The organism is Pseudomonas brassicacearum (genome assembly GCF_003732265.1).
Lineage (GTDB): Bacteria > Pseudomonadota > Gammaproteobacteria > Pseudomonadales > Pseudomonadaceae > Aquipseudomonas > Aquipseudomonas brassicacearum_D.
In genome coordinates this window covers 1-521 of sequence record NZ_MOBK01000096.1, presented here as the reverse complement: position 1 = coordinate 521, position 521 = coordinate 1, and the positions used below count along the sequence as shown (strand labels likewise).

Annotated in this window: 1 pseudogene; it reads right to left on the bottom strand. The window is 63.0% G+C overall.

The annotated features are described in order from the left end of the window. Positions 1-521: pseudogene (locus BK660_RS30220) on the bottom strand (Na+/H+ antiporter); the annotation flags it as partial.

The following is a 521-nucleotide window of genomic DNA, read 5'->3' as shown; positions in this document are numbered from 1 at the left end:
GTTCGACAGCCAGTGCGGCCGCACTCGCGTCTACAGGCTTGGCCTCTTCGACCTCCAGCGCATGAATCGCCGCTTCAGCGGTCTTGCGCCACGCGTCTCGCACTTCATTGCGGCGCTTGTCGTCAGGACTAATTTCAATGCCGCGCAGTAACAGCGGCAAGCCGATACACGCTGAAATCAGCGACAACAGGATGACCCCGGCCGCAATGAAGATCATCAGGTCGCGCTCAGGGAATGCCTCGCCTCCCATCAGCAGCGGCACCGACAGCACGCCCGCCAACGGCACCGCACCGCGTACGCCGCCGACCGTCAGCAGCCAGCAGGAACGCATCGTCGGCACATGCGTCATCTCGCCGGTGCCTCGCAAGCGCCGCAGCAACACCGACAAACGCCAGATGCTCTGCACGCAGACGAACCGCAACACCAGCGGGACCAGGAAAATCGCCACCACATCCAGACAGCGATAGAGCAGGGTCGGCCAAAGCGAGGTTTCATGGCTCGCCACCGCCTTGATGATGTCC